Origin of the sequence: Stakelama sediminis (genome assembly GCF_014199335.1) — a bacterium.
In the GTDB taxonomy this organism is placed as follows: Bacteria; Pseudomonadota; Alphaproteobacteria; order Sphingomonadales; family Sphingomonadaceae; genus Sphingomonas; species Sphingomonas sediminis.
In genome coordinates, this window is sequence record NZ_JACIJI010000014.1 from 1 (window position 1) to 12,248 (window position 12,248).

A 12,248-nucleotide genomic window follows, 5' to 3' on the forward strand; every position below is an offset into this window, starting at 1 on the left:
GCCATAGCGTTCGCATGCAGCCCTGAAATGCTTTGCGACGGTTTCCTCGCTGACGCCGAGAATGCGGCTGATTTCCCAGTCGCCTTTGCCCCGCGCTGCCCATATCAGGCAATCGCGCTGCCGTCGGGTCAGGACAGGAGACACGCGCCCCGCAATCTGTCCGCGCGCAATTCTCAGTTGCCTGGCACGCGCGAAAGCGGCGCCGGCGATTGTCTGAATCACGGGCAGCAACAGCCTGTCCGGCATCGGTCGGCCCGGCGGATTGGCAAAGGAGCACGATCCATGGGCTTCGCCGGGGATGTGCGCCGGGATGGTGATACCGTCGCCGATACCGCGCTTTTTCCCTTCGGCAAGAATAGCATGGTCCTCGCGCGTCAGGGGAATCATCGCGGACAGCCGCGACCAGTAAAAACCGAGATTGGTAGTCTGGCTGGCCCGATGTACCGGGTCGCGCACGCCAAGCGCTCTTGCGTGGTAATATTCCGCCCAGTCCTGCGGATAATTGTGGATATGGATTGCACTGGCCGATGCCGCCGCCAGATCGACATGGTGCGTCAGCGCGAAATGTCTGAAACCGAGTCTTGCGGCCACCTGTGCCATCACGATGGCCATGGCGTCGATCGTGTCGACCTCTTCAAGGGAGCGAATAAGCTCCATCGTCAGCAACAGGCTGTCCATGCCCGGCAACGTCCACCGCGGGCAGCGCCTCAAGCCGCTGGGATCCCCGCGGTCGCCCTTTCCCCTTGGTGTCGACCGGTCAGCAGTTCCTCACGCTGCTGCCGCGCGACGATGACTCGCGTAACGGCGGAATTGTATCATCAATCGGGGCTTTCGCGAAACCGGCTGTGTCCAGGCGATGTGTCCGACTGCAGGCATTCGCACCGGGGCACCATCGTGCGCTGAACCGGAAGAGAGGAAACATGACCGGGCGATCCGGTGTCTTGCCGGTGGCCGATGGCTCTTTGCAGAGGCCGGGCGGACCGAACGCTTTGCCTGAAGAAGATATCGTAAGGGGGCAGAAAAATGGTTGCTGTCGTTCACGGCTTTTCGCGTTCCGGCCCGTATCCGAATAGCCTGGCCGGTGGACCTGGCGTGGAATGCGAAAATCGTATCTTTCCGCGATTTCGGGGCGCCGGCATCGCATGGGCCTCGGGCCGCGTCTGTCCGGACAATACGGTATATTCAGCCCGTCGATATTCCAAGGCGCCTGCGAATAGGCACCCGTCGCCTCGGGACGTTTCGCGCGAGATCGCAGCGATGGCCGGTGCCGGGCGCCAGGCGCTGCTTTACAGGCTCCGCCGCTGCGGTTCGACGAATGGCATCCTGCCCTTTGATTCCCGGCATGAAGCGGCGCGCACTCGATCGAGCGGGAGCTAGTCGCGCGGAATATGCGGTGTGGGACCATCGATCGCCGCAGACTGGCGATGTTCGCAAGACTATGCCGCATTGTCCTGCTGTAATCGCCATGCCTTTGCATGGGAATGGCTTCGGCGCCAGGATTCCTATCGGGACGCCTGGACGCGCGCGCAGCGTACATCGATCGATGCAACTGCGTTCGGACTATTGCGGTTCGAATCCCCGGATCGGCCCGTTCCCCGGGCGCGGCCGATGTGGACCAGTGCCGTTGATCGCTTTGTTCTGCCGGTAGTTGCATCCACGTCCGGCCAGACAGCCGAAACGTTCGACGTGAACCATTTTACCGGCCTCACACAATGCCATATCGATACCGCCGGAGACGAACATTGGCAGTTTTCCGATGGATTTCGGCAGATCAGGCTGGACCTTGTCGAAGGTACGCTCTGCGCCGGTCCTGTGTATCTTCGCTACGATATCGGCGGGCTGGCAAGCGCACAACCAAAGGTCCAGACGCTGGAGCGTCTGATCCTGCTGGCCCGGTCGGGCCGGCTTGCCGCCACGCGCTTTCCTGCCGAACGACGCGCTGTCCGCTGGGCACTGGTCCTGCGCGTCTATGATGCCCTGTCGGCTGGCGCCTCTCAGCGTGACATCGCGATGCACCTTTACAATCTGGGCGATCTTGCGCGCTGGCGGGTGGAAGCTCCGGCCTATCGGCGCCGGGTGCAGCGGCTGGTGGCGGCGGCGCGCGACGCGGTCAGGCATGATCCGGCAGAATGGCTGAACGGTCGCTATCCGTGATCAGCTTGGCTGCGGATCAGAACGTGCAGCGTCGTTTGCTTGCGGCTTTCCCGCATGCGCGAACGCTTCGGAGCATCTCAACGCCGTTGCCGCGTCCCTGAAGCGCGCTGGTTACGAGCACCAATTCGGCTGTAGTCACAGGGTGTCGGGGACAGGGTTCTGCGCTGGCTGCACCCCGGCAAAGCCTCGCGGGTGGAAAGGTAAGCCGAGACGGGTTGCGCAAGCAGCATATTCATAGGCGGTGGAAACTGCAGGCAGAACTCCAGGGGCTACTCATTATATTCGTAAACCCGCATGAGAGCTGGGCTCAGAACCCCTCAAGCGCCTTCTCCAGTAGGGGGAGGCGCGCGCTTACAGCAGCCGAGACACTTTCATGGACCTGGCCCGCGAAATCGGCAGGCATGGCCTCCAGCGCACGCTGTGCGGCAGCGGGTGCCTTATCCAAAATGCCGGTAATGACCTGTCGGATGAGCGTCGGGCCGAGGCCAGCCTCCTTGCCGGTTTCGACGAAATGCCGTCCGGCGATATCGAAGATGCGGTATTTCCGGCTTCTCCCGACTGACATGGCCAGTTTGTATTTGTTATGCGGAATTTGCCGGTCATCGAACGCAGGCTGGGCTGAAAGAACATCATAAACGGGCGTCTGGCGAAAACCGCCGCCCGGCCTGAGGAAGATGCTGAAATTTTTGGCATGCCCATCGGTCGCGCCGATCAGCCAGAATCCAATCTGGCTTGCAAAGAATGCCGCCTGATCGGCAAGCGGCGCATCGCTGCCGCGCAGAAGTGAAACGATGTCCACAATGCCCGGACCATTGAGATGCCCCTCAACGGCTGCCTGATATTTGCGTGTAGGCGGAACACCCAGCGCCTGGCAGAAATCTTCTTGCGGCAGGCGCAACAGGCGACCGTCCTTCGTCCATTCCCGGTCAAAGCGTTCGACCACCAGAACCCGCTTTTCCCCGAATGTCTGGATTTCGGTCCTGGCGACGCGCAGGCCGAGCGCTTCCATCACCTTCAGACAATAATGCTCGTTATCGACACTGGCCGCCATGTCGATCACCCCTGAGGCTGTCGGAATTGCGCCAATCTGAGGTTTGAGAATGTGGGTTGTCGGAGTCGTGCCGAGAGGCCGCATCCATTGCCCTTCCAAGAAAAGCAGCGCCGTTTTCTCCTGGGCTCCTGCGACCGAGATGCGAAACTCATGCTCGGGATCGATCCCGAGTGGCGCGCGCGCCAGGTTGGAGAGAATAGAGGCAATCTCTTCGTCGCTGACCGGCTCTCCCCGCACGCGGAAGTCAGCATCGACTGGCGAATCCTCGGGTAGGAACTGAAGGGCTCCGACACAATCCCGGCCAATCTGCTCCAGCAGGCTGTAGGCGTCAGTGCCTTGCGCGCCTGTGCGCTCGGCCACCGTGCGCCGGATATTGGCGTTGTCCGGGAGCAGATTTTCGAAAACGGCCACCACCGGTGCGCCGCGATAGGCGGTCTCTCCGAGGGGCAGCGAAAGGGAGATCGCGAAGCGATGCTCCCAATCAAGCCAGCTCGACTCATACCGGAAACTGACCGCTCCGCTCGGTTCCTTCTCCAGCCGTCCCACCGGTCGGTTGTTGATGAGGACTTTCAGTGGGGAATGGGTTTTTCGACGTGCCATGATCTAAAAAATATCGCCGATTGACGTGCCGGCGTCTTTGCGGCGCGTCGCAAGTCGCATTTCCAGATCGAGAGCGGCGAGCAATCCAAAGATTGTCTCCAGCTTGGTGCCCTCTTTACCGTTTTCGATACGCGAGATGGTCTTCTGTCCTGTGCCCGTCAGATCGGCGAGCGCCTGTTGCGACAGGTTGCGGCGGACGCGCTCTTCCTGAATGAGCGCCCCGAGCTGTTTTGGGGAACGTACCATGTGTGCCATTGCCACCTCCTTACAGGGCTATACCCTATAAGGAATATTTTAGCAATATACCCTGGAAGGAATAAAATGGACATATGCCTTAGAGGGCATAAATAGCACTTATACCCGTCAGGGCATATCCGTTGTCAGCCTCTTTCCAGTGAAAGCTCTATCAATCGGCTTTCATGAAGGGCGAACCTCCCTGATTATGGAGGATCAGGATCGGCGGTGGCTTGCTCTTAGCGCTATACCGGAAAAGGGGTATGGCGGCGCTCGAAAATCTCCCCGAGAGTGATCGTTCCATCGAACAATGTCCGGGTCCAGCAATGTTCGCTTGTTCAGCCATAGCGTTCGCATGCAGCCCTGAAATGCTTTGCGACGGTTTCCTCGCTGACGCCGAGAATGCGGCTGATTTCCCAGTCGCCTTTGCCCCGCGCTGCCCATATCAGGCAATCGCGCTGCCGTCGGGTCAGGACAGGAGACACGCGCCCCGCAATCTGCCCGCGCGCAATTCGTGATGGCGTGATGGCTGTCTGGTGGCGGACGCAGAGGACAGATAGCTGAGTGATCGACGATCGATGACTTTCGGCAAATCCGGCATGGTTCACCCAATTATTGAGGTAGGAGGCTCAGGAAGTGCCGAACTGACGGTTCAGTTGTTCTACAGCATTGCGAAGTTCCGGATCGTTGTCGTTCTGCATCGATTGACTGGCCGATTGCAGCAGCTCGCCCGCCGCTTTCCGGTTGCCCTTGGCCATTTCTATGCGGGCAAGGGCGGCATCAACCTGCCCCCCCCAATGGGCATCCCCGACGATCGACGCGACCTTCGCACGATCAACGCCGTTGAGCAAAAGCTGCGCTTCCCGATACCGGCCGATATCCAGCAGACAGACCGCGGTGTAATAGGCGATTGCATGAGTCAGAGGATAGGACTCAGCAAATGCCTTCCGCGCGCGCGTCAAAGCATCCTGCGCGATCGGTGCCCCGGTTGAGGCGGAACCGGCCTGACACAGCGCAGAGGCATAGTCCGTTTCACCGACCAGGGCCTGATGTGTGTTCGCGCCTGCCATCCGGCTTGCGCCCTTCCATACCTGTTTTGCATCGTCCGCGGCTTCGCGATACCGCCCGAGTGCTGCAAGTCCGTCATAGCGCATGGAATGCAACGCCAGCGTGGACCGATGGTCGGGCCCGAACCGCTCGTTGAACAGCGGCAATAACCGTGACGCACCAGCTACAACCATAGCCGACCGTCCAAGAAGGTTCTGTGTCTGCAGCAGGTTCAACCGAGCAACCAGTGTATCGGCGTGCGTCGTGCCCAGCAGTGCCGAGGACTTAGCCACAACACGGCGCATCAACGGTTCGGCTTCCGTCACGCGTCCTTGCCGCATCATGCTCAGTGCCAGGGATGTTTCGACCTTGAGCTGGGCCGGAACCGAAGCGGCGTCAGGGTAGCGACGCGCGATCGACAACGCACTACGAAACGCTTGTTCGGATTTTGCCGGATTTGCGAGATACGCAAGGGTGCCGCGTGTCGTTGCCAGCAAAAAGCCGAGTTTGTCACGTTCACCGCGTGCACCGAGGGCTTGCGCTTCGCGTTCGACAGAAGCCTGCGCCGCTTTCATCCCCGCAAGGTCGCCCGACACTGCCTGCAATTGCGCCTTGTCTAGCCGCTCGATGATCGCGTCGTCGCTATCGGCTTCTCCGGCGGCACGAAAGAGCCGGTCCGCATGGTCATACGCCTGCGACGCGGTGTTTATTTCGCCCCGTTTCTGAAATGCCCGCCCCATGGCGACATACAGCCGCGCGGCGATTCCCGGCTGGCCGCTAAAACGGCGATCGATGGCGCCTGCCGAACGCTTGACGGCCTCGACCACCGACTCGTTGGCCGCGGATTTGGTAGGGTCCGGCTGAGCCAGCACATCTTCAGCAAGGAAGTTGTAGCTGGCTTCCGCCACCTGCCGCGCGGCGACTGCACGGCTTCGCTGGTCCTCTGCGTAAACGCCAAAGGCAGTGCTCGAAACGATGCCTATGCCCAGCGCAGCCACAGCAGCACGTATCCAGGGGCGGCGCGCGCGGCGCCTTTCTTCGACGCGGGCCAATTCACGCGCTCGTGCAGCGGTGCTTGCCGCTTCAATGGCCGCCTCGCGTCGTTGCTCCAGCGAGGAAAGCCGGTCTGCCAGCACGCCTGCACCCTGCAATCGCTCAGCGGGATTTCCTGCTGCCGCACAGGCTATGTCATCCCGCAATATCGGATCATCGATCAGGTTTTCCCAGCCCGGCGAAAGGGTGCGTGTCCAGTCGCCCACGACAAGCTGAAACACAATCAGGCCTAACGCGTATATATCGCTCGCGACCGTCGGCGGCGTGTCGCCGATCAGTTCCGGCGCGCGATAGGCAAAAGTTGCGGAGCGGTCGGAACTATCTTCTGCGGCGTCGAGTGAACCGGGATCGGTTACGTTGAACGCGTTCAGCAACGCGCTGTCCATCAGGCGGCCACTGCCGAAATCGACGAGCTTCACGCGCTGGTCGCCGCCTTCTACTGCGATGAGAATATTGGCAGGTTTAAGATCTTTGTGCAGGATACCGACGCCATGCATGGCCTGGACCGCGCGGCAGATCCTGATGGCGAGCGCAATCCGCTGTTGCCGTTCGTCGCCCTCGTCTGGCGACCAGTGCAAAAGATCCTCACCCCCCCATGCAAGTTCAAGAAAATAGGGTGCGTGTTCGAAGTTCCATTCGAACAGCCGGACGATGGGAGCCGCATCTCCCTCCGAGGCTGTCAGCAGGCGGGACAATGCTGCCTCGCGTTTCAGCGCACGCAGCGTGTCGGGCGTCTCGGCAAATTTGAAAACGCGAAGCTCGCCGGTTTTTTCATGGCATGCCTTCCAGACGTCCGCAGCGCCGCTGTCTCCGAGCGGCGCTGCGAGAATCCATTGCCTGCGACCAGGTACCCGGTCACCCTGCTCGAATTCGAAACGCGGTGCGAGCGGCGTATCGATCCCGTCCACTTCGACCGGGGCCGTCAGACGGTATCCGATGCGGGGTACCGTTTCGATGATCGTTCCGGATCGATCTCCGATCACCTTGCGCAGCTTGGACACTGCCGTCGCAAGAGAGCCTTCGACGACCATATATCCTGCCCAGACGCTGTCGAGCAATTCGTCCTTGGTGATTACTTCACCTGAACGAAGCAATAATTCATGCAATACTGCCAGCGGTTTGGTTTCAATTGAAACCGAAATCCCGTTTACCCGTAGAATCCAGCTTGCTTCGTCCAGTTCTACCGAACTGAATCGCCAAAGACGTCGTCGACGACGTGCGTACGTATCATCGGTCATATAGCCCCCCGATTCCGCGAGTTTTAGAACTTCTTAAGATCAGCTTCAAGACACGGGCCGGTTTTTCCTGCCTACTTCCGTCGGTATTTTCTGCAGACGGGAGTTTACATCATGAAAGGAAAGATACTCGGATATGATGCTGACGCACACAGCGGCGTCATCACCGGCGAAGACGGACATCGCTATCGCTTCACCGAAAAGGACTGGCGCAGCGACCGTCGTCCCGCTGTCGGCGCTTCGGTCGATTTCGACCGCAACGAGGATTGTGCAATTGAGGTCTACTCCCTGAACGCATCCATCGGCGGTATCTCCGCCGAAACCCTTAAAGGTCCGAATTCGGAAAAGATCGTCCGGCTGTTCACGCAGTCGCTTGCTACGCCACTGGCGGTGATCGTGCTGTTCGCGATGTTTTTGCCGGCGATCAGTTCGCCAATGTCCAGCATGTCGACTTTCGGGCTCGGCAATATGCCCGATCTGTCGGGCATATCGATGCTGCTCAACAATCGCTCTGACAATAGTGTGGGCGCCATCCAGTCGCTGATGTTCCTGCGTTTTGCGGCACCATTGACGGCCATCTGGCTGATCTGGGCGGCAGCAGCGGGAAAATCGACGCGATTACCCATGATTGCGTGCGCGGCCAGCGCATTGATCGCGGCGTTGCTGGCGTTCGCTTTCCGTTCGGCTTTGCTTTCGATGATGGGGCCGATGGGGGCCGCCATCGGCAATGCCGTCTCCGTAGGTATTGGCAGCTGGCTGCTCGTACTTGCCGGCCTGGCCCTGTTCGCTGCTGCATTCGGCATCGTCAAAAACCCTCTGGCAGACCGCTGATCGCAGCGCCGCTTTTCAAAAAAGGAATTGTTTCGATGCGACAGGAAACCAACGCGAGGCTGATCGTGACCCCGCTTGTAATGGCATTGGTACTGACGGGTTGCGGCAAGGGCAACAAGGGGCTGGACGCGACCGGAAACGTTGCCTCCGCACCAACACCGCGCGATCTGGGTAAAGATGAAAAGCCGTCGGGTGCGATGGATAACTGGGGCAAGAAAATCGACATTACCTGCCCGGCAACATTCCCGATTCCCCAACGTCCCGCCGACGCACCGGTCGATGATGTTCGCGGCCTGCGTCTTGGCGTCAGCGGAAACACCGCGATCCGCTTTGCCCAGTGCAAGGACGGAAAGGTGCTCGATAGTGTCTATGCCGAAGGCGATGAGAGTTTTAATCATAATAGCGGCGGCCTGAAGATCAGGACCATGGCGACCGTCGCGACGGGGACCTTGCCCGACTATTGGTATCGCACCCGGTTCAACGGTGATTTTGAGCAGGATCCGTCCAAGAAGCTGGCCCATACCGATGCCATCTGGCATTTCCTGATGGATGGCATGCCGGGCAAGGAAAAGCTGTACGGCATATGGCTCGAACAGCCCTTTGCGAAGGGAAGCCAGCCTACTGTTGCAAGCCAGGCGGCCGCGCTGAAAAAGAAATATGGCGAGCCGAATTATACCGACAGCAACGGTCGAGCCTATTGGTTGCATCTGCCCAACGGCCAGCCGATACCGGAATTTAATCGCGACCTGCTCCATCGCTGCAGCCGCTATCTTTCGGCTTCGCAGCAAAGCCTGTCATTCGATCCTGAATGCGGGCTGGTTATCACCGCCTCGCTGACTCCCGCGCAAAATCCGATGCTCGCGCAATCAGTCAATGTGGCGGCTGCCGATCCGGCTGCATTGTACGACTACGAACAAAACCACTTCGAGGCAGAGCGCGATGCGACACTCGCCAGCCAGGCCTCGCAACAGGCAAGTAACGCTACAGGGGGAACTTTCTGATGTGGAAAATCCAAGCAGCGGCACTGCCCGCAATCTTGCTGCTGGCCGCTTGCCATAATGGGGTGCAGCCGGGAAACGCAGCCCTGAGCGATGCTGCCGCCAATGGTTCGGAGGCTGAAGGCGGCACAGCGACTGGTGACGGGAAGAGTGCTCCGGTCCCGGCCGGCGCTATGGCTGGCCAGCAGAACGACGGCAAGCCGGCGGAACCGCAATGTTCGCAGTATCGCTCCGATCTCGACGACGGCGATATCGTGCGGATCTACTATGCCGTTGCCGGGCTCACTCCGCCGCTCGAAAAATGGGCGGAACGCGCAGTACCCTATGACAATGGCGGCGTATCTCAGGAAGAGGCGTGGAAACGAGCCAAGGCCAAGGTGCAGGCGCAATGGGATGCGGTGAAGGACGTTCGCTGTTTCACCATTCGGACAAGCGCCAATATCGGATCCTATGACGATGCCAGAGGGGGCTTGCCGGTAGGGGCTATCCGCCCCGATCGTTATTTCACGTTCAGCGAGGGCGGAGATTATGTGCAGGTGCGCCTTGTCAATGCGGATAAGGCAAATCTCTGGAAAATCCCCCGTGACCGGGCAATGGCGCTGACCGCCAATTACGGACTCAACGGCGCGACGGCGGTGATCCGGATCAAAGTGCTTTCCGCGCGTCCCAGCGACCATGGTGGTGTGATTCAGGGGCGGGTGACCGGATATGACATCGTTTCGGATCGCAATGGCGTTCAGCCGTATAGCGTCAGCATTTCATAAAGGGAGAAAGACCATGTTCTGTTCCCGGTTGGCGATGGCGCTTTCCTGCATGATGCTGTCCCTGCCGGGGCAGGTAACGGTTGCCCGCGCCGCGCAGGATTCAGCCGAATCCCGCCCAGCGCTGAACATTCGTGGCGTATCGACCGGCATCGGCGCGGACGCGGCGCGGCAAATCCTCGAAAGCCATGGGTTCGAACGCATATCCGCTACGCCATCGGGCAATGCGCCGGACCGGATTATCGAAACCTATATCCTTCGGCGCAATGGCCGGAAGATCGATCATGTGGATGTGGTTTCGCTGAAACACGGTACGACCCAAAAGGTCGCAGTCGTGCGCCGCGTGAAACTGTATGGAACTACGGAAAAGCCCGCAATTCAGCAGGCCACTCTTCCATTTCTGCAAGCCTTTGGCCGACCGGCAAGCGCTTTTTACTACAAGCAGGCCAATGCCGATGTCCTGGCCTTCCGAGGCGCGAATGCTGCGGCCGGTTGTATGGCATTTCCGGCAGAATCCATCCCGGTACAGAAAGTACCCCTGTTGCCGGCTACCTTCACCAAAGGTGCGCCCTGCCGCAGCGGGATGATCGTCCAGTTCAAGTTCAAATCGGGATCGGAGCGCAAGCGGGCCGACGCAACGGTCGAGTATCTATATGCGCTGGATGTCCCGCAAACTGCGGGTAAAGCCGAGCCGCTGACCGCGGCCAAAGCACGGCATCTGGTGCAGGGCGACTGGCGGGTAAGCGGTCCGGTTACCTCGACGGGAATCATAACGAAAGACGCGGATGATCGAGCCCATGCCATGGTGGGCAAACAGCTCCGTATGGCCGGGACCGCATTGCTTTATAAAAACCGTCGCTGTCGGATAGGAAGCTTTCAATATGCCGCGAATACCGACAGCGATTTCGGTTCTTTTGGCGGGAGCTGGAAGGATGTCGGGTTAACGACGGGGCAGGGCACCCCGTACACCTACCCGTCGTACGACGCCGACATCGACTGTGGTTCGGGGCTGGAAGCGGACAGCCTCCCGGACGGGATCAAGATCGCGAATGGCGGCGCGCTGATCCTCGTACGGTTTGAAGCAGTTTATGCGCGCCTGAAACCTCTGGTACCGGCAAACTCCGCTGAGGCACCGCAACTTGTTCTGGACCCCAAATGCATGGCGCAAGGCAACTGGTTTGCGAGTCATGGCGGCGAATATAACCGTCCCGTTGTCATCGCATCCAAAGATCTGATGCTGAACGGTTGTCGCCCGACCGCACAGGTGATGCAGGGTAAAGACGGCTGGAGTGATTTCAGCGAAAAAGATCCGGAAACCGGCTTTCTGATGTACGATTTCCGGGCAAAAATGCTTACTTCACCAGTGGCGCCGCGCCATATCGCCACGGTCGAGTTTGTTATCAATGGCGGCGGTTCGATGACATCGGTGTATCGCATCATCGGCGAAGTGCGTCGCGATGCCAAAGGGGCCGCCTATCTTCGGGCAGGCAGCTATCGCGTGGAAAGCCTTGAAGGAGATAGAAAACCGGCATCCCCTGCGTTTGGAGACCTCGAACAATTCTTGCAGAGAACCGGTTCCTCTGACCCGCACCCGTTGAGGTTTGAAGCCGATTCCAGAACGGCACGCGGTATTACGGGAAACCTGACGATGACCGGGAAGCTGCTGCATTTCGAGAAAGGGCAGGCCTTGAAATTGGGCACCTCTCGTCCCGTTACCATTCGCGGCAAATTCCTGGCGTCGATGCTTGGCGTCAACACCGGTACAACGGTGAAGGCGTGGAAAGTGGTCGATCAGTATCAACCTGAGCGCGCGCAGGGAATTTGTGATGGCGGCGTCGGCTATGTCATTCTCCAGGTCGAAAAGGGAGCGCGTCCGCAGGACACGCTGCTTACGCTTGCCGCTTATCCGAAAGGCATAAATCCTGGCGGAGGCAATAACGAGATTTGCGGCACCTTCGGTTATGCAAAATAAGCGGCCGCCCCGACGCAGAAAGCATCAGGGGCGGCGGCCGTATCCCTGGCAATAGCCAGGGGCATTGCATCATTGACAGCTATGGACAGGGGCAGGTCAGCGGTCATCGCATGCATGTACGATAGGGACGTATAAAGCGATCCGGTTCGCGGGTGAGCGGCACGCCTTGCTGGACCCGCGCGGGCGTGCCGCAACCGGCTTTCGCCGGTCCTTCTCTTCGTTGCGGCCCTTCGGGTGCGGCCCGCCGCTATGCGCGGGTCCTTTCAGGCGTTTGTCGCCGCCCACCCGCGCCCCGGATCATGCCGGGGAAAG

10 protein-coding genes and 1 pseudogene are annotated in these 12,248 nt (G+C 59.7%); 6 read left to right on the top strand and 5 right to left on the bottom strand.

All coding sequences use genetic code 11. The features are described from left to right. Positions 1-678 (bottom strand): LuxR family transcriptional regulator (locus tag FHR23_RS16200; RefSeq protein ID WP_184006084.1); only part of this gene is annotated, 678 nt, incomplete at its 3' end. 717 nt (positions 679-1,395) lie between these two features. Between FHR23_RS16200 and FHR23_RS16830 the strand changes: the two are divergent. After that, positions 1,396-1,536: pseudogene (locus tag FHR23_RS16830) on the top strand (transcriptional regulator domain-containing protein); the annotation flags it as partial. Between the two features lie 72 nt (positions 1,537-1,608). Continuing rightward, on the top strand, positions 1,609-2,154 hold the full coding sequence (locus FHR23_RS16205) for a DNA -binding domain-containing protein (RefSeq protein WP_184006086.1): 546 nt from the start codon (positions 1,609-1,611) through the stop codon (positions 2,152-2,154). Between the two features lie 307 nt (positions 2,155-2,461). Here FHR23_RS16205 and FHR23_RS16210 read toward each other — a convergent pair whose 3' ends face one another. The 4 genes from FHR23_RS16210 to FHR23_RS16225 form a co-directional block, all read right to left on the bottom strand. Continuing rightward, positions 2,462-3,805, bottom strand: a complete 1,344-nt coding sequence (locus FHR23_RS16210) for a type II toxin-antitoxin system HipA family toxin (protein ID WP_184006088.1) — start codon at positions 3,803-3,805, stop codon at positions 2,462-2,464. A 3-nt stretch (positions 3,806-3,808) separates the two neighbouring features. Further along, entirely contained in the window at positions 3,809-4,060 is a 252-nt protein-coding gene (locus tag FHR23_RS16215) for a helix-turn-helix domain-containing protein (protein ID WP_184006090.1), read from the bottom strand. Between the two features lie 317 nt (positions 4,061-4,377). After that, on the bottom strand, positions 4,378-4,524 hold the full coding sequence (locus tag FHR23_RS16220) for a helix-turn-helix domain-containing protein (protein WP_343043217.1): 147 nt from the start codon (positions 4,522-4,524) through the stop codon (positions 4,378-4,380). A gap of 144 nt (positions 4,525-4,668) precedes the next feature. Next, positions 4,669-7,377: a protein kinase domain-containing protein gene (locus tag FHR23_RS16225; RefSeq protein ID WP_184006095.1), complete on the bottom strand. Its 2,709-nt coding sequence runs from the start codon at positions 7,375-7,377 to the stop codon at positions 4,669-4,671. 111 nt (positions 7,378-7,488) lie between these two features. Between FHR23_RS16225 and FHR23_RS16230 the strand changes: the two genes are divergently transcribed. Genes FHR23_RS16230 through FHR23_RS16245 form a run of 4 tightly spaced genes read left to right on the top strand, consistent with a single transcriptional unit; the run spans position 7,489 to position 11,936 of the window. Beyond that, positions 7,489-8,205, top strand: coding sequence for a hypothetical protein (locus tag FHR23_RS16230; protein ID WP_184006097.1), 717 nt, complete (start codon positions 7,489-7,491; stop codon positions 8,203-8,205). A gap of 35 nt (positions 8,206-8,240) precedes the next feature. Next, complete coding sequence (locus tag FHR23_RS16235) at positions 8,241-9,206, top strand: hypothetical protein (RefSeq protein WP_184006099.1); 966 nt, start codon at positions 8,241-8,243, stop codon at positions 9,204-9,206. Then, complete coding sequence (locus tag FHR23_RS16240) at positions 9,206-9,967, top strand: hypothetical protein (RefSeq protein ID WP_184006101.1); 762 nt, start codon at positions 9,206-9,208, stop codon at positions 9,965-9,967. Before FHR23_RS16235 ends, FHR23_RS16240 begins: the two co-directional genes overlap by 1 nt. A gap of 13 nt (positions 9,968-9,980) precedes the next feature. Continuing rightward, positions 9,981-11,936, top strand: coding sequence for a hypothetical protein (locus tag FHR23_RS16245; protein ID WP_184006103.1), 1,956 nt, complete (start codon positions 9,981-9,983; stop codon positions 11,934-11,936). Positions 11,937-12,248: the final 312 nt, after the last annotated feature.